Source organism: Flavobacterium ginsenosidimutans, assembly GCF_037478105.1.
Classification (GTDB): domain Bacteria; phylum Bacteroidota; class Bacteroidia; order Flavobacteriales; family Flavobacteriaceae; genus Flavobacterium; species Flavobacterium ginsenosidimutans.
In genome coordinates this window covers 3,765,351-3,781,636 of sequence record NZ_CP147988.1, presented here as the reverse complement: position 1 = coordinate 3,781,636, position 16,286 = coordinate 3,765,351, and the positions used below count along the sequence as shown (strand labels likewise).

At 31.8% G+C, this 16,286-nt stretch carries 15 protein-coding genes; 6 read left to right on the top strand and 9 right to left on the bottom strand.

Features of this window, described 5'->3' with window-relative positions:
* Positions 1-115: 115 nt before the first annotated feature.
* On the bottom strand, positions 116-649 hold the full coding sequence (gene msrA, locus V6624_RS16705; protein ID WP_338839429.1) for a peptide-methionine (S)-S-oxide reductase MsrA: 534 nt from the start codon (positions 647-649) through the stop codon (positions 116-118).
* A gap of 183 nt (positions 650-832) precedes the next feature.
* On the opposite strand from msrA, the gene V6624_RS16700 reads away from it, so the two are divergent.
* Positions 833-2,320, top strand: a complete 1,488-nt coding sequence (locus V6624_RS16700; RefSeq protein WP_338839428.1) for an aminotransferase class V-fold PLP-dependent enzyme — start codon at positions 833-835, stop codon at positions 2,318-2,320.
* A 364-nt stretch (positions 2,321-2,684) separates the two neighbouring features.
* Here V6624_RS16700 and V6624_RS16695 read toward each other — a convergent pair whose 3' ends face one another.
* The 6 genes from V6624_RS16695 to V6624_RS16670 all read right to left on the bottom strand — a co-directional run bounded on the left by V6624_RS16695 (position 2,685) and on the right by V6624_RS16670 (position 7,445).
* A complete protein-coding gene (locus V6624_RS16695; protein ID WP_338839427.1) occupies positions 2,685-4,427 on the bottom strand; it encodes an APC family permease in 1,743 nt (580 codons plus the stop codon).
* Positions 4,428-4,556: 129 nt separating this feature from the next.
* Positions 4,557-5,027 carry a nuclear transport factor 2 family protein gene (locus V6624_RS16690; RefSeq protein ID WP_338839425.1) on the bottom strand — a complete coding sequence of 157 codons (471 nt, stop codon included), beginning with the start codon at positions 5,025-5,027 and terminating at the stop codon, positions 4,557-4,559.
* 47 nt (positions 5,028-5,074) lie between these two features.
* Positions 5,075-5,599, bottom strand: a complete 525-nt coding sequence (locus tag V6624_RS16685) for a hypothetical protein (RefSeq protein ID WP_111283925.1) — start codon at positions 5,597-5,599, stop codon at positions 5,075-5,077.
* Positions 5,600-5,610: 11 nt separating this feature from the next.
* A complete protein-coding gene (locus V6624_RS16680; RefSeq protein WP_111283923.1) occupies positions 5,611-6,090 on the bottom strand; it encodes a hypothetical protein in 480 nt (159 codons plus the stop codon).
* 6 nt (positions 6,091-6,096) lie between these two features.
* Positions 6,097-6,774 carry a peptidoglycan DD-metalloendopeptidase family protein gene (locus tag V6624_RS16675; RefSeq protein ID WP_111283921.1) on the bottom strand — a complete coding sequence of 226 codons (678 nt, stop codon included), beginning with the start codon at positions 6,772-6,774 and terminating at the stop codon, positions 6,097-6,099.
* Positions 6,775-6,779: 5 nt separating this feature from the next.
* A complete protein-coding gene (locus tag V6624_RS16670; protein WP_338839423.1) occupies positions 6,780-7,445 on the bottom strand; it encodes a fused MFS/spermidine synthase in 666 nt (221 codons plus the stop codon).
* A gap of 63 nt (positions 7,446-7,508) precedes the next feature.
* Between V6624_RS16670 and V6624_RS16665 the strand changes: the two genes are divergently transcribed.
* Positions 7,509-8,060, top strand: coding sequence for a 1-acyl-sn-glycerol-3-phosphate acyltransferase (locus tag V6624_RS16665; RefSeq protein WP_338839422.1), 552 nt, complete (start codon positions 7,509-7,511; stop codon positions 8,058-8,060).
* Positions 8,061-8,144: 84 nt separating this feature from the next.
* Here V6624_RS16665 and V6624_RS16660 read toward each other — a convergent pair whose 3' ends face one another.
* The gene (locus tag V6624_RS16660; protein ID WP_338839421.1) at positions 8,145-8,597 is read right to left on the bottom strand and encodes a helix-turn-helix transcriptional regulator; all 453 of its coding nucleotides are present in this window, start codon (positions 8,595-8,597) and stop codon (positions 8,145-8,147) included.
* A gap of 313 nt (positions 8,598-8,910) precedes the next feature.
* On the opposite strand from V6624_RS16660, the gene V6624_RS16655 reads away from it, so the two are divergent.
* The 4 genes from V6624_RS16655 to V6624_RS16640 all read left to right on the top strand — a co-directional run bounded on the left by V6624_RS16655 (position 8,911) and on the right by V6624_RS16640 (position 13,830).
* Positions 8,911-10,065, top strand: a complete 1,155-nt coding sequence (locus V6624_RS16655; RefSeq protein WP_338839419.1) for a M14 metallopeptidase family protein — start codon at positions 8,911-8,913, stop codon at positions 10,063-10,065.
* Between the two features lie 77 nt (positions 10,066-10,142).
* Complete coding sequence (locus tag V6624_RS16650; protein WP_007805990.1) at positions 10,143-10,622, top strand: Lrp/AsnC family transcriptional regulator; 480 nt, start codon at positions 10,143-10,145, stop codon at positions 10,620-10,622.
* Between the two features lie 94 nt (positions 10,623-10,716).
* On the top strand, positions 10,717-13,302 hold the full coding sequence (locus tag V6624_RS16645) for a phosphoenolpyruvate carboxylase (RefSeq protein ID WP_338839408.1): 2,586 nt from the start codon (positions 10,717-10,719) through the stop codon (positions 13,300-13,302).
* A 12-nt stretch (positions 13,303-13,314) separates the two neighbouring features.
* Entirely contained in the window at positions 13,315-13,830 is a 516-nt protein-coding gene (locus V6624_RS16640) for a DinB family protein (RefSeq protein WP_111283909.1), read from the top strand.
* Between the two features lie 105 nt (positions 13,831-13,935).
* Here V6624_RS16640 and recQ read toward each other — a convergent pair whose 3' ends face one another.
* Entirely contained in the window at positions 13,936-16,242 is a 2,307-nt protein-coding gene (gene recQ / locus V6624_RS16635) for a DNA helicase RecQ (protein WP_338839406.1), read from the bottom strand.
* Positions 16,243-16,286 lie beyond the last annotated feature (44 nt).

Genomic DNA, 16,286 nt, shown 5'->3' with positions numbered 1-16,286 from the left:
TTCTAATCTTTGTCAGGCTGAGCGAAGTCGAAGCCCAAGTCCAATTGGAACGCCCTTCGACTTCGCTCAGGGTGACAATCTAATTTATAAATTTAATCTGTGGCAAAACTTAAAATTAGCCAATTAGCATATCTGCATACATTTTTCTAAGTTTTTGAATTTTTGGATCAATTACAACTTGGCAATATCCAGCTTCTTGATTCTCATTATAATAGTTTTGATGATAATCTTCTGCTTCATAAAAAACTTCAAAAGGTTTTAATTGCGTTACAATTGGATCTGAATATGCTGGCTGTACTTCTTCAAATACTTTCTCAGCAATTTCTTTCTGCTCATCGTTATGGTACAAAATAATAGAACGATACTGCGTTCCGCTATCGCCACCTTGACGATTTAGAGTTGTTGGATCATGGCTTGTCATGAATATGAAAATTAAGTCATGATATGAAATTATGTCAGGGTTAAATGTCACTTGAATCACTTCTGCATGTCCTGTTCTTCCAGTACAAACTTCGCGATAAGCTGGATTTTTAATAAACCCATCTGAATAACCCGATTTTATTGATTCTACACCTTTTAAACGCTGAATTACAGCTTCAATACACCAAAAACATCCGCCACCAAAAGTAGCAACTGATAAATTTCCCATAAGTAATTACTTTCTATAAGTTTAATGCCTATTAATTCGATAGGATATTATGATAATTTATTAAAAAAAAGTTCTTTTAACTAAAAATACTAAACAGTAATATAGTGTTTGAAGTTTACTATTGATAAATTCGCAATTTTATAAAAAAACTATATATTTGCAATCAAACACAAGGCACAACTAATGAATAGCAAAAATAGTACCATGACACTGGAAACTTATTTTCAGGAATTTAGGCAGAATATTGTCGGAATAAATCAAGAATTTACCTCTCCTTATGGCAGAAAATCAATTATTTACACTGACTGGACTGCCAGCGGAAGATTGTATCGCCCGATTGAAGAGAAACTCTTAAATCAATTTGGACCATTTGTTGCCAATACACATACTGAAACTACTGTCTCTGGTACTGCAATGACAAAAGCATATCATCATGCAAGACATATTATTAAGCGTCATGCAAATGCAAGCAATGATGATGTTTTAATTACGGATGGAACGGGAATGACTGGAGTTATCAATAAATTCCAGCGTATTTTAGGATTGAAAATTCCTGAAAATTTGAAAAGTTTCACCAATGTTCCTGCTGAGAAAAAGCCAATTGTTTTTATTTCGCACATGGAGCACCATTCTAATCAAACTTCTTGGTTAGAAACTATTGCCGATGTAGAGATTATTCCGTCTTGTGAAAAAGGGCTTTTTAATTTAGAAAATCTTGAAGTTTTATTGGAAAAATATAAAGATAGAACCTTGAAAATTGCTTCTATTACAGCTTGTTCTAATGTTACTGGATTAAGAACTCCATTTCATGAAGCAGCAAAATTAATGCATCAATATAATGGTGTTTGTTTTGTTGATTTTGCTTGTTCAGGACCTTATGTTGAAATTGATATGCATCCTGCCGATCCAGAATCTTATTTGGATGCTGTTTTCATGTCGCCTCATAAATTTTTGGGCGGTCCTGGAACTTCTGGAGTTTTGATTTTCAATAAAAAGCTATACAATAATATGATTCCAGATTGCCCAGGTGGAGGAACAGTTAGCTGGACAAATCCTTGGGGAGAACATAAATATATTGATAATATTGAAGATCGTGAAGATGGCGGAACTCCTGGTTTTCTTCAAGTTATAAAAACTGCTCTTGCCATTGAATTGAAAGAAGAAATGGGGATTGAAAACATTATGCAGCGTGAACACGAAATTGTAGATTATGTTTTCTCTGAATTGGATCCAATTGATACTATTAAAATTTTAGCAGGACAGCACAAAGAACGTCTTGGTGTTATTTCGTTTTTTATTGATGATCTTCATTTTAATTTAGGAGTTAAAATCTTAAACGATCGTTTTGGAATCCAGACTAGAGGAGGATGCAGCTGTGCAGGAACTTATGGCCATTACTTATTACATGTTGATCAAGAAACTTCTAATAAATTGGTTAATGAAATTACAATTGGTGATTTGATCAAAAAACCAGGATGGATTAGAATGTCTATTCACCCAACGACTACAGATAAAGAAATTGCTTTTGTTTGTAACAGCATAAAAGAATTGGCGGCAAATCATAAAGAATGGGCTTTGGATTATTCTTATGATAAAAACCGTAATGAGTTTATTCATAAAAACGCGAATTCTTTTGAAGACGAATTAGTTGAGAGCTGGTTTAAGTCTTAACTTTGGGCTATTTTTTAACGCAGAGTTCACAAAGGATTTTCACAGAGTTTGGGAAGTTTTTTGAGCTAAATATTAGTTGCTGTTGAGATCGCAAAGCTAGCTTTTAAAAGATTTTTTTCAAAGTTTAAAGTTTTTACAAAGATAAACTGATCATATTAATCCCAACAGGTTTTCAAAACTTGTCGGGATTGTTTTTATACTATTCGGTTTTATGTTCTTATGAAAAATATACTTCTGATTTAGCCCCGATAGTCCCGAGGCTTCGGGAGGAAATCCTTTTGTGGTGGGGTTCACCACAAAAGATTGAAACGGATAGCGGGACGAGTGTTCTTGAAAACACGAATTGGCCTGCTTCTAAAAAAAATTACATAATCAAACGGACGCCGCCTAGATCTGCAACGCGGTATGAAAATCTATTTCCTGGAGATCCTATGAACATAAAGTTTTTAGGGATTTTCCATTTTTGAGAAAGCTCGTCTATAATTTCTGGGCCAAATGTGCCTTCAATTTCTATATATTCGATATCTAATCCGTCGTAAGCACGGTCTAAAACTTCTAAGTCTTTTTTAAGTGCTTCGTTATTTACAGGACCACTTTTTACGTGAACTATTTTAAGTTTCTTGGTTGTTTCGTTGTCTTCAACGTATTGCAAGACTTTGTTCAAGATAGTGATATCGTCACCTTTTGTGAAGAAGACAAACTCTTGCGAATTGATTTCAGAACTTAAATTTTGAAGATAACGGTTACTTATAATCACCATTTTTCTTAATGGCTGGTAAAAATATTCTAAGGCTTCAATCAACAATCGGATTAAAAACACACGGTTAAGCATAACACCAATGAAAATTAAAGCTGGAATAAGGTATTGCAAAAATGTGTAAAACGAATTGATGTTAAGATGCATGTTTCCAATAAAAGCTGTAATAACAAAAGCTACAGCGAGAACAACGGCAATTCCTCGAGCACGTTCAGGTCTTGGCAGTTTTCTGCGTTTGTATTTCAGAAGTAAATTTCCAATTCCGAAAAGCGCCATTACGGCTAAGAATGAAAAAGTATAAACGCCAGCCAATGATTCTAGATGTCCGTTTGTCGCAAAAAGAACTGAAATACAAAGAATTAAAAAGCTTATAACGATTCTGTAATGAGAACCTCTTTTGTTTTGTTTTAGAAAATAATTTGGCAGAATTCGATCTAATGTCATTCGGTTTAAAAGTCCAGAAACACCAACAAATGAAGTTAAAACAGCTCCACAAAGCACCATTACGGCGTCGATAGAAATTAGCCAAGCAAGCCACGCTCCGCCAGTTGTTTGTCCTAAATAGGCTAAAAGTGATTCTTTATTTTCTCCAACTTCAGTTAACGGAATTACGCTAATTAATAAAATAGCAATTATGGGATTGAAGAAGCTCACAATTCCCCACATGTTTCGGAGTGTTTTAGGGAAAACGCCATGTTCTTGTTCTTCAACAAAATTGGCAGAACTTTCAAAACCAGATATTCCGAGCATTGCTGCGGAGAATCCTAAGAAAAGTGCTGTTCTGATACTTCCAGAAGCTATTGGAGTTTGCCAATTGATATAAAAAATATCTAATCCGTTCATAAGTACAAAACCGATTGAAGTCAAAACCAGTAAAGTCAATGTTCCAATATGGGTTATGAAGATGATAACGGCGACAAAGGCAGATTCTCCAATTCCTAAAATAGCTAATCCGGTAAACAAAATTAAAACGACGACAGTTGCAATTGTAACATTTAGTCCGTCAAATATTCCATGCAAATAGTGCATTCCTTCGGATGCCGAGATTACAGCAGTTGCCATGTATGACAAAACGGTTAAAGTTGCCGCTAAAGAAGCTAAACGTTTTGTAGATGTGTTTAATAAAACATTGTAAGCACCTCCATTTAAAGGAATTGCTCCAACAACTTCACCATAAATTTTTCTGAAAAGAAATAATACAACAGCAACAATTAAAAGTGAAATCCAAGCATACTGACCAGCATATAGTATGGTTAAAGCTGAAACGTATAGACAAGAAGAACTAATATCGTTTCCGCAGATTGCAGTTGCCTGTAATTGATTTAATTTTTTGTGTACGATTTCTTTCATCAGTATTTTGAATTGACACTTTAGTACAAAACAATGAGCAACAAATAATTATAATCGGGCAAAAGGCGGATATTAAATTGTAAACCCTTTTATACTTTAATGTAATTAAGGATTTTCAATTTAAGGATATTATTTGGTTTCTTGAAACTTTTGAAGTGATAACAAAGCCTGCGTCTGTACTTTTTTCTGGAAAAATCCTGTCCAGCCAAGTAAATAACCTGTTGTTCCAAAGGCTTGTTTTGACCATTTCCATACATCAAAATTGTCTGTATGCTTGATAATTAAGCCATCTTGAAAAACAAATTCGGCGCTTATTCTATTGATCACTTTTCTGTTGGTTTTACTAAAATTATAAGTAGCCGTCCAATTTGCAGAACCAGTTGAATCATCTGCTTTTACATTAGAAAATTCAATTTTTAAATTTCCTTTACTTTTTAAAAGCAGCATTTCCCACATTTTTGAAACCTGTTCTTCTTTTAATAAACCAAAAGCGGGATCGATAAAATGAACTTTTGGATGATAACATTCGCTCATCGTTTTTGCATCAGCGTTAGCGAAAGCGGTATAAAACTTTGTGATTAAGGCTTCATTTGCGTTCATAAAAAAATATTTATGTTAAATATAAGATTTATTAGATTAAAAAATCATTATAAAACACTAATTTCTTTTGCTGTATCAAATGTTTTTTTAGACTTATCAAATGCAGTTGAGAAATATTTCACTTTACTGTAAGCTGTAAAATGTCCTGTTAGATTTCCTGAAATATCTGGTCCACCAGCAATTATGAATCTTATCGCATAAATATCAGTCTTTTTAAGCTTCAACCATTCGGCAGGTGTAAAATAATAGTAAGCAGTTGTTTTCCCGTCTGCAGATTCTTTTACATTTTTATCTGTACATGCAATAACATCTGCATTTGTCAAATCGACATAAACGCCACCAGCAATTTTTGCTTTGTCGCTTGCTGTAGAAACGGTTAGTTTTAAAACACCTCCCTTTTCCGTTTTAGCTATTTGAACATTAATTTCCCCAGAGTAAGCATATTTTTCGCAGATAAAAGTATATTCTTGTGTCGCTGGATAAGGAGCTGAACCTTTTACGCTTATAGTTTGCTGTGCTGAAGCAAAAGTTGAAATAAATAATAACAGAAGTAGTGGTAGTTTAAAATTCATATATATAGTATTTATTGATCGGCTAATTTGGCGTCAAATTTTTCATCCCAATCCATTGATTTTATGGCAGAAATGAGATTGTCTTCATTTACAAAAATTCGCAATTCTTTATTGGCAACTTTTTTGCTGTACAATGCGTGGTAGCGGTAAATGACTTCATGTTTGGTTTTGTAAACTCCATCTAATTTTAAATCTATAAAACTTCCGTAATACTGTCTAAATCTTTGGCAGGTTTTGGTTAAACGTTCTTCCGTTGTGTTTTCCATAACCGATTTAGTTACTTCAGTTTCATTAAAAGGTTTAAATTTTGAAGTATTACACGTTTCTAAAACTCTCTTTCCTAAATCGTACGCTTTACGCTGCTGATTTGCATTTACTTCTGCTCCAGAAACTTTTTTTATTTTTAAATCTTCTGTATCTCTACTTACCGTTTTCGATTTACATCCAATTAATAATAACAACAAACATATAATCAATCCTGCTTTCTTCATAACTATTTAAGTAATTTTTAATAATAAGTTAGGATCGGGACAATTTTCAATGTAAAAGTTAAGGTCTTTTGTATTGCAGACACCAGGATAATCTCCCCAATAATCTTCAATTTTATGGATGATTTGAAAATGGACATGGGGCGCATAATCTCCATTGACTGAGGCATTTCCTAAAGTTGCAATCTTTTCACCCTTTTTAAAATGGTCTCCGATTTTTAAGTTCTCTATACTTTCTAACGATAAATGTCCGTATAAAGTATAAAATTTCTCATTATCTACTTCATGTTCTAATATTATAGTTGGGCCATAATCGCCTAAACCAATATTGTTTTTAAAGCTATGTACTTTGCCATCTAATGCGGCAAGAACTATTGTGCCAGCTTCTGCCCATAAATCTAAACCAATATGAATATTTCGTTCAGGTTTTGTAGCATTCAAAAAAATGGGACTTCTTTGGTATAAAAAACGTCCTTCAATATAACCGCCAAAAGCAACTTTGGCGTTGTTCTCTTTTAAATAATTCGAAATATATTTTTCAAAATCTTCTGAAGTATCTAACTTAGAATTCATTAGATCTTGATTTGAAACCGATAGATTTAACGGAGTATATTCTGAAATACTAATTGTTTCATCAATAACTTTAGTAGGTGGTAAGGCGTTTAAGATAGAGGCAAGGGGTTTCATGGAATTTAAGCTACTTTATTTATAATTATTAATTCGTTATGAACTTCAATGCGAGGCAGCATTTTGGTTTTAAACATTTCCGGATTTACTTCAGAAACATATTTTCTGTTTCTGACATTGTGCGCTTCATCTAAAATCATGGTATTAAACAATACAACACCATTATCTTTTAAAAGCGTACATATTCTATCTACAAAAAACTTTTCGAACAAAAAGTTTGGCATATTTGTATCTTCAAAAATATCAATTATTATGAGATCGTACTTATCTTTTGTTTTTAAAACAAATTCAAATGCATCGTCTATAACAACTTTTAATTGTTTAATTTGATTAAGGTTAAAATACTCATTTGCAACCTGAATCATATCTGGATCTATTTCTACACCAGTTATTTTTCCGTTATATTCTATTTCGTTTACCAATGTTTTAACAACGCTTCCGCCGGCAACTCCTAATAATAAAATGTGTTCCATTTCTAAAATTTTGTCGTAACCGATATTTCGAAGTCCGTACCTTAATATACGCTGTAAACTTCCGTATGAATAATTTGTGTTTTCAGTATCCAAAACTAATTCTCCATTTGCCCAAGTGACTTCGATCATTTTACTTCTGGCTGATTTCTTTTTAAATATTTTTATTGGTATTATATAACTGAAAAATTTTTGAATCATTTTGAATGCTTTTACTCAAATTTACCATTAAATCTTTAATTTGCACCAAATATTAAATTTTTAATGAAAAAACTATTGTACAAATTCATATTTTTTAAGCTAATGGGCTGGAAAATAGTAGGAATAGAAAATGCTGAAGTAAAAAAATGTATACTTATGGTGATGCCTCATACAAGTAATCACGATTTTTATATAGGACTTTTTACGCGAGGAATTTCTGGACTACAAATGAATTGGGTAGGAAAGAAAGAATTGTTTCGTTTCCCTTTTGGGTATTATTTTAGAAATGTTGGAGGCGAACCTTTAGATCGTTCCGGCGGATTAAACAAAGTAGATTCTATTGCGGCTATTTTCGATAGAAAAGAAATCTTCCGTTTAGCTGTTGCTCCAGAAGGAACTAGAAAAAAAGTAAAAGAAATTAAAACTGGATTTTATTTTATAGCGCTTAAAGCGAATGTGCCAATTGTTCCCGTAGCTTTTGATTGGAGTAAAAAAGAAGTAAATCTTGGAGCACCATTTTACCCAACCGGAAATTATGAAGCCGATTTTGAAATCTTAAAAAAACATTACGACGGAGTTTTAGGCAAAATTCCTGAAAATGGCGTAAAACTGTGATTTTTTAGAATTTTTCCAAACGCGCGAGAATCGCATATTTGAAAATTTTCTGGACAAAGAGTCAAATACGCGCTAATTTTTGCGTCATGGAGAATAGGCTTTAAAAGTACCATTTTTATAGAAAAACACAATTTTATCAATATCATCGTCTTCTAAACTAAAATTTACATTTTTGGGAAGTGATGATTTTTTTATTTCTCTTTTTTCTTCTTCATTTATTTCTGTAGCAGAAAATAAATCTCCACCAGAATTTTCGTTTGATAGAATAGGAGTTAAGTCTTTTGAATTTTCTCGAATTTCGTCATCACTATTTTTAGGAAAATTTCCTCTTCCAATCAAAATCCAATATAAGTCAACATCAGGAAAAACTTCTAGAATTTTCATTACAAAATCTAAACTTGGTTTGTTTCTTCCTGATAAAAGGTGAGACATACTAGAGCGCTGTACACCAATTTTATCGGCAAATGCAGAGGCATTTAAACCATAATAATCTAGTACAGTTTCAAGTCTTTTTACAAAATCGTCTATGTTTACCATTGTAAATTTTTGTTTTAAAACAGTCTATTTACAAATGTAAACAAAAAGACAATACGATACAATTTTAATGTTTCAATTTTAAGCATAGTATACTTTTATGTTAAATTTATATGCTAAATGATACTTGTTAAAGAATTGAAAAAGAATTACTTAATACATAATTATCTAATTAATTGGTTGTATTGAAATAAGTTATATGCTTAGCTAATAAAATCTTTAAAATATTGTTTACAATTTTAAATTCTTAACTTTTTTAGTAGTTTACAATTGTAAAAATAAAGATGTTTACTTTTGTAAACCAATCGAAAACGCAATGAATTTAGAACAACTTTTTATACAGTACAAAGAAAACTCAATATCTGGCAGATATCTGACTTTAGACCATATTCAGCCTCTTTTAGATAAACTAAATACAGACAACCAAGTACAAGTTATTGGTAAATCTGTTTTAGGCGAACCTATATATAGTTATCAAATTGGTACAGGAAAAACACGCGTATATCTGTGGTCACAAATGCACGGAAATGAAAGTACAACAACAAAAGCTTTATTTGATTTCATTAATTTATTAAATGACAATACAGATTTAGCAAAACAATTACTTAGTACCTTTACATTCTGTGCTATTCCAATTCTAAATCCAGATGGCGCTAGATTATATACTCGTGCTAATGCAAATGAAATTGATTTAAATCGAGATTCTCAAAATTTGACACAGCCAGAAAGTAATGTTTTAAGAGAAGTTTTCGAAACTTTTAAGCCAGATTTTTGCTTCAACCTTCATGATCAGCGCACTATATTTGGAGCTGGAATTACTGGAAAATCGGCAACTGTTTCATTTTTAGCACCATCTTATAATGAAGAAAGAGATGTTAATGATGTGAGACAGAAGGCAATAAACATAATTGCTGGAATAAATGAAGAGCTTCAAAAATACATTCCTGGACAAGTTGGACGTTTTGATGATTCTTTCAATATTAATTGCATTGGAGATACTTTTCAATTTTTAGGAGTTCCTACGATCTTATTTGAAGCTGGACACTATCCAGGGGACTACGAAAGGGAAATCACCCGTAAATACATATTTTTCGCGTTAATTTTAAGCTTTAAACTAATTTCCGAAAACGATTTAGTTGATAATAGATTTGGTGAATATTTGAATATTTCACAAAATAATGTGGTTTTTTATGATTTTATGTATAAAAATGTCAAAATAAATTATGATGGTATCGAAATTATTACGAATTTTGTCGCTCAATACAAAGAAGAATTAATCGAAAATAAGATTCATTTTAACGCTTACATAGTTGAAGTAGGCGAGTTGGAAAATTATTTTGGTCATTATGAATACGACGCAAAAGGTGCAGAATATTCGGACGATTTCCAAAATTTTCCAAAAACGGGTCAGAAAGCAAATTTTTATTTAAATAAAAATGTTAAATTTGTTAACGGATTAATAAAAAGTTAATTTTTATGTGAATTTGTTGTTTTTTATATATAATTTTATACTTTGTAATAGCAATTAGTAATATTAATTAAACAATTATGAGTAAATTTCGTTTAGATGAAGTAGATCACCAGATTTTAGATATGTTAATAGACAATACGAGAGTTCCGTTTACTGACATTGCAAAAAAACTATTGATATCTGCTGGTACAGTACACGTTAGAGTAAAAAAGATGGAGGATGCCGGTATTATCATGGGATCTTCATTAGCCTTAGATTACGATAAATTAGGTTATTCATTTATTGCTTATGTTGGGGTTTTCCTTAATAATACATCTCAAACTAAATTTGTATTAGAAAGAATCAATCAAATTCCATTCGTAACTGTAGCTTCTGTTACTACAGGAAAATTCAACATCTTTTGCAAAATTAGAGCAAAAGATACTAAACACGCGAAAGAAGTTATCTTCATGATCGACGATATTGAAGGTGTTTACAGAACAGAAACAATGATCTCATTAGAGGAAAGTATTAACGATAAGAAGCGTTTGATGCATACTATTTTCAAAAATATGTAAGAACTTTTCTTGAATGCTATATTAAAATATAACCTCAAGTTTATTCTTGGGGTTTTTTTATGACCAATTAACCAACCAACTATAACACGATTTTATGTATACGTTGCCAAAAATTGAACGTTTTAATCAAGACGTTCTTTCAAAATATCACATTTATAATAGTGTTTTCATAACATTGCCTTTTGATTCTATAGATAATACAGGAGTTTTACTTCCTTTATTTACAGAAACTTGCGAAACAGGCTTTAAAAAACAGGAAACACCAAAAGAAATTGTTGATTTTTTCTCAAATAAATTTTTAAATAATACTTCTGAAGCAGAAAAAATCGATCTTATGTTTCGATTTATTCAATATATAGAACGCCAAATCGTATTATTTGACGCCATTGAAGATGCTGCTTTTCCAGAAGTTAATAACATGGAAGGACGCGGATCTTTAAGAGATATCAAGGAAAAATCTGATGCTAAAGAAAAAGATGACGAATTAAGTGAATTTCTAGAAAACTTCAATGTTCGTACGGTTTTAACAGCGCATCCAACTCAATTTTATCCTGGACCTGTATTAGGTATTATAAATGATTTGACAGAAGCGATTCGTCAAAACAATCTACTTCAGATTAAACAATTACTGGCTCAATTAGGAAAAACCCCTTTCATTCAGAAAGAGAAACCAAATCCTTATGATGAAGCGGTGAGTTTGATTTGGTACTTAGAAAATGTATTTTATGCTACAGCCGGAGAAATTGTACATTATCTTCAAAAAAATATTTTAGAAGGAAATCCAATTCAGAATCAATTGATTAAATTAGGTTTCTGGCCTGGAGGTGACCGTGATGGTAATCCTTTTGTAACTACAGATATTACTCTTAAAGTTGCGGACCGTTTGCGTACTTCAATTTTGAAATGTTATTACGTAGAAATGAGAAATCTAAAACGTAAGTTAACCTTCTCAGGCGTAGATACTTTAGTAGCTGAACTTGAAAATAAACTTTACCGTTCTGTGTTTTATTCTAAAGGTGATATTTTCATCACTTTAGAGGAATTATTGACGCAATTAAATAAGATCCGAACTATAATTATTGAAAAACATCAATCTTTATACTTGGATGAATTGGAAGCTTTTTTAGTAAAAATCAACCTATTCGGATTCCATTTTGCGACTTTAGATATTCGCCAAAACAGTAAAATTCATAATGTAGTTTTCAAAGATGTTGTGAATTATTATTTGAATTCTGGTTCAGATGTTTTTCCGAAGAATTATTTCGAATTAACAGAAAATCAAAAAATTGATGTTTTATCGAAAGTAAAAGGGGATTTAAATCCAAGTGATTTCGAAAATGAAATTACAAGATATACTTTAGAATCAATTCAAGCGATTAAAACCATTCAGCAAAACAATGGTGAAGAAGGTGCTAATCGTTATATTATTAGTAATAACGAAAGTGCATTGAACGTGATGGAAACTTTTGCAATGATTCGTTTGAATAATTGGGAAAATCCAACGGTTGATATTATTCCGCTTTTTGAATCTGTAGATGATTTACAAAATGCTCATTCTATTATGGAGCAATTGTATACAAATCCAGAATATTCTAAGCATTTGAAAGCAAGAGGAAACAAACAGACAATTATGCTTGGATTCTCTGATGGAACTAAAGATGGTGGATATTTAATGGCTAACTGGAGCATTTATCAAGCTAAAATTTCGTTGACTAAAATTTCTAGAGAATACGGAATTAAAGCAATCTTCTTTGACGGACGTGGCGGACCTCCAGCTCGTGGTGGTGGAAAAACACATAAATTCTATGCTTCTTTAGGGCCAAAAATTGAAAACAATGAGATTCAGATAACTGTTCAAGGTCAGACTATTAGCTCTAATTTTGGAACTTTAGACTCTTGTCGTTATAATATTGAAAACTTATTGAGTGCTGGTGTTACAAATCAAGTATTTAGTAAAGAGAAAAATGAATTGACAGCTGATGAAACTCAAATCTTAACGGATTTAGCGAATTTAGGTTATGAGAAATACTTAAGCTTCAAGAATCATCCAAAGTTTATTCCGTACTTAGAAAAAATGAGTACGCTGAAATATTACTCAAAAACTAATATTGGAAGCCGACCTTCAAAAAGAAGCAAATCAGAATCTTTAGATTTTGCTGATTTAAGAGCAATTCCATTCGTTGGTTCATGGAGCCAGTTAAAACAAAACGTTCCAGGTTTCTTCGGAGTAGGATCAGCTTTGAAACATTTTGAAGAAACAGGACAATGGGATAAAGTAAGTAATTTGTATCACAATTCTTTGTTTTTCAAAACTTTACTTGAAAACAGTATGATGTCATTAGCTAAATCATTCTTGCCATTGACAGCTTATATGAGAAAAGATCCTGAGTTTGGTGAATTCTGGCAGATTATTTATGACGAGTTTTCAGAAACAAAACGTCTTTTATTAAAAATCGCTGATCACAAAACTTTAATGGAAAATTATCCAGATGGTATTGCTTCGATTCAGATTAGAGAACGTATAGTTTTACCTTTGTTGACTATTCAGCAATATGCATTATTGAGAATCAACGAGTTAAATAAAGAAGAAACTCCAGACGAAGAATTAGTGAAAGTGTACGAGAAAATCGTAACAAGATCTTTATTTGGTAATACGAATGCAAGTAGAAATTCAGCTTAAAAATTAATAAAAATGAGAGCAGCAGAATTATTAGATAATGAATATTCAGGTCACTTTGGCACTTACATCAAAGCAGCTGGTGATGGAATTTTGATTGAAGATTTGGAAATTTCGCTTCATGAATTCATTCGATTTGTTCAAAATATTCCGATGGATAAATTTGATTATCGTTATGCAGAAGGAAAATGGACAATCAAAGATATTATTCAGCACGTAATAGATACTGAGAGAATTTTCGCATATCGTGCTTTGCGTTTTTCAAGAAACGATAAAACACCTTTGCCAAGTTTTGAAGAAAATGATTATGCTGATAATACAGATTCAAACAGTAGAAGTATTCAAGATTTACTTACTGAATTTTCTGCTGTAAGACATTCAACTTTATTATTTTATAAAAGCTTATCTCAAGAACAACTTAAACGTATTGGAACTGCTTCAAATAATCCAATTTCAGTTCGCGCTCTAGGTTTTGTTATGATTGGACATCAAAAACATCATCAGAAAATTTTTGAAGAAAGGTATTTGTAAAAGCTTACATTTTTAAACATAAATAAACCCGACAGATTTTTAAAACCTGTCGGGTTTATTATTTTGACTAAATCCTGTAATTAATGAGAGGGAGAAAATGATAAACTATTTTAAATCAAGTTTTTTTAATCTCGAAGTAATTGCTCCATCATTTCTTCCTAATAAATCAGCAATTTCTTTTACACTTTTCCCTTCATTAAAAAGTTTTGCTAGTTTTATATCTTCTTCTGTATTCCATTTTTTATAAGCTTCACCATGAACTAAACGAATTTCATCAACAGAGTATGCTTTCTCTTTTGTTAAATTATTTCCTTTTCTCTCCAAAAATGCCAAACCAAACCTAATTTTATCATAAGACATTTTTTCTTCAAAATAATCAAAGTAAGGTCTTAACGCATTTGGATTTTCTAATTCTTTATGAGCTTTTTCAATTTGAAGAATTTCATCATCAGAAACAAATTGACTTAAATCTAAATCATGGCCGTCAACGTATAATTTAGCTAAATGCGAAATAATTGTTGTTGGACTCAAATCTCGCTGTTCTGCTATTTCTTCAACTGAAACTCCATTTTGAAATAATTCCAGCGTTTTTTTATAAGTATTGTCTTTTTTTTCCTTTTTGACAACCGATTTATTTCGTTGGAATTCAATAATAGCTTTAATAAATTCAGAGCCATATTTTTCTAATTTAGCTTTACCAACACCTTCAACCGCAAGGAAATCTTCATCGGTCATTGGTCTTAAAACTTCCATTTGTCTTAAAGAAGCATCACTAAAAATTACATAAGCAGGAACTTCTTCTTCCTGTGCAATTTCATAACGTAATTTTCTTAGCGTTTCAAAAAGAGAATTTTTAGTTGCTTTTTGTTTAGTTTCTTTAATCTCGTTTTTATCAATTACCTTTTTAACTACAGTTGTAAGTTTTACTTTTTCTCCTTCAAATAAAACTTTCTTTGCAAAAGGAGTAAGGAGAATTTTATTGTGCTGATGAAAAGCAATTTCACAATAACCTAAATTAATAAGCTGAATAAGATATTGGTTCCAATCGTACCAAGAAACATCATCGCCAATTCCGTACGTTTTTAGCTCTTGATAATTTTTTTCGTAGATATACGCGTTTCTCGAGCCTCGCAAAAAATCTACAATTACAGCCAAAGGTTCAGATTCTTTTAATCGAACAATTGCCGACAATGCTTTTTGCGCGAGAATCGTACCATCGAAAAAAGTTGGAGGATTTTTGCAAATATCACAGTTACCACAATTTTCAGTTACCAATTCTCCGAAATACGATAATAAAATTTTTCTTCGACAACTCACCGCATCAGCATATTGTTTCATACGATCCAATTTTGCAAGCTGAATATCTGAGTTAAGTCCATCAGAAGCAAATTTCTGCAATTGAATTACATCTGCATAACTTTCAAAAAGAACAGTTTCTGCAGGCAAACCATCTCGACCCGCACGTCCAATTTCCTGATAATAACCTTCAATATTTTTTGGAAGATTATAATGAATTACCCAACGAACATTCGATTTGTCAATTCCCATTCCGAATGCAATTGTTGCGCAAACAACCTGACAGTCATCATTTATAAATTGATCCTGAGTTTTAGCACGTGTATCATTATCCAAACCAGCATGATAAGCTTTCGCAGTAATTCCACTTTTCTTCAATTTTTCAGCTAGTTCTTCAGTAGTTTTTCGACTAAGACAATAAATTATTCCCGATTCATTCGGTTTGTTTTCAATAAAATCAATGATTTGCTTTACACGATCTAGAGCTGGGCGGACTTCTAAACTCAAATTTTTACGATCAAAAGATGCAATGAAAGTCTTTGGTTTTCTTAAGTTTAGTTGTTTTGTTATGTCTGTACGAGTTGCTTTGTCGGCCGTAGCAGTTAATGCCAAAATTGGAGTAGAAGGAAAGCGGCTCTTTAGATAACCTAAATTAGTATAAGCCGGCCTGAAATCATGTCCCCACGAAGAAATACAATGCGCTTCATCAATCGCTATTAAGCTAATAGTTAATTCGTTAAACGCAACTTCAAGATAAGAAAGGCTTTCTGGTGCAATATAAACCAACTTAAAATTATTAGATTTTAAATTATCTATATAATATTGCTGCTCCTGCGCTGATTGTGAACTATTTATGTAACAAGCCGAAATTCCGTTAGTTTTTAAACTGTCAACCTGATCTTTCATTAATGCAATAAGGGGAGAGATCACTATAGTAATTCCTGGTAAGATTAAAGCCGGAAGCTGAAAGCAGATCGATTTACCGCCACCAGTTGGCATAATAGCTAAGGCATCTTGTCCAGATAATACTGTATTAATAATAGATTCCTGGTTGGGTCTAAATTTTTCGAAACCAAAATTTTCTTTTAATGTCGTATGTAAAATTTCTGTAGTCATGGGCATAAAATTTCTGCTGTATGAATAAAAATATTCTTACAAAT

Excerpts from the sequence above, each read along its gene's own strand:
- V6624_RS16640 (WP_111283909.1), top strand. The coding sequence starts at position 13,315 with ATGAGAGCAGCAGAATTATTAGATAATGAATATTCAGGTCACTTTGGC.
- V6624_RS16685 (WP_111283925.1), bottom strand. The coding sequence starts at position 5,599 with ATGAATTTTAAACTACCACTACTTCTGTTATTATTTATTTCAACTTTT.
- V6624_RS16675 (WP_111283921.1), bottom strand. The coding sequence starts at position 6,774 with ATGAAACCCCTTGCCTCTATCTTAAACGCCTTACCACCTACTAAAGTT.
- V6624_RS16665 (WP_338839422.1), top strand. The coding sequence starts at position 7,509 with ATGAAAAAACTATTGTACAAATTCATATTTTTTAAGCTAATGGGCTGG.
- V6624_RS16700 (WP_338839428.1), top strand. The coding sequence starts at position 833 with ATGAATAGCAAAAATAGTACCATGACACTGGAAACTTATTTTCAGGAA.
- V6624_RS16690 (WP_338839425.1), bottom strand. The coding sequence starts at position 5,027 with ATGAACGCAAATGAAGCCTTAATCACAAAGTTTTATACCGCTTTCGCT.
- V6624_RS16670 (WP_338839423.1), bottom strand. The coding sequence starts at position 7,445 with ATGATTCAAAAATTTTTCAGTTATATAATACCAATAAAAATATTTAAA.
- V6624_RS16655 (WP_338839419.1), top strand. The coding sequence starts at position 8,911 with ATGAATTTAGAACAACTTTTTATACAGTACAAAGAAAACTCAATATCT.
- V6624_RS16650 (WP_007805990.1), top strand. The coding sequence starts at position 10,143 with ATGAGTAAATTTCGTTTAGATGAAGTAGATCACCAGATTTTAGATATG.
- V6624_RS16645 (WP_338839408.1), top strand. The coding sequence starts at position 10,717 with ATGTATACGTTGCCAAAAATTGAACGTTTTAATCAAGACGTTCTTTCA.
- msrA (WP_338839429.1), bottom strand. The coding sequence starts at position 649 with ATGGGAAATTTATCAGTTGCTACTTTTGGTGGCGGATGTTTTTGGTGT.
- recQ (WP_338839406.1), bottom strand. The coding sequence starts at position 16,242 with ATGACTACAGAAATTTTACATACGACATTAAAAGAAAATTTTGGTTTC.
- V6624_RS16680 (WP_111283923.1), bottom strand. The coding sequence starts at position 6,090 with ATGAAGAAAGCAGGATTGATTATATGTTTGTTGTTATTATTAATTGGA.
- V6624_RS16660 (WP_338839421.1), bottom strand. The coding sequence starts at position 8,597 with ATGGTAAACATAGACGATTTTGTAAAAAGACTTGAAACTGTACTAGAT.
- V6624_RS16695 (WP_338839427.1), bottom strand. The coding sequence starts at position 4,427 with ATGAAAGAAATCGTACACAAAAAATTAAATCAATTACAGGCAACTGCA.